The organism is Adlercreutzia sp. DFI.6.23, assembly GCF_024462535.1.
Taxonomy (GTDB): domain Bacteria; phylum Actinomycetota; class Coriobacteriia; order Coriobacteriales; family Eggerthellaceae; genus Adlercreutzia; species Adlercreutzia rubneri.
The window spans coordinates 1-292 of record NZ_JANGBP010000705.1 but is presented as its reverse complement, the minus strand read 5'-3'; the positions used below and the strand labels follow the sequence as shown (position 1 = coordinate 292).

Sequence of the window (292 nt, the reverse complement as noted above, 5' to 3'; positions counted from 1 at the left end):
CTAGGATTAATGCGCCTGCCATCTTCTGCCCTGTACACCAAATGAGGGTCGGCAGTCCTTATCCACACATCAAAGGAAAAAAGGCCTCTGTAGCGCACAGCCCCCAGCCCTACCAGCGCCGCCGTGCCGCCGAGCCCCACGCAGAGCGCCCGGCGCGTGATGACCGGCCGCCCGTCCTTCTTCGGGGCGGCCTCGGCGGCCTTCTCGTCGTTCTCAGCCATGGTCTTCTCTTCCTCTCTCATTCGCCCTTGGGTTGCAGTTCGCAGTTGGCGGGAAGGACCCAGGGCCCTTC

The 292-nt window shown here is 63.7% G+C and carries 1 pseudogene; it reads right to left on the bottom strand.

Annotated elements, in window-relative coordinates:
• Positions 1-221: pseudogene (locus tag NE591_RS15135) on the bottom strand (hypothetical protein); the annotation flags it as partial.
• Between the last annotated feature and the right edge of the window lie 71 nt (positions 222-292).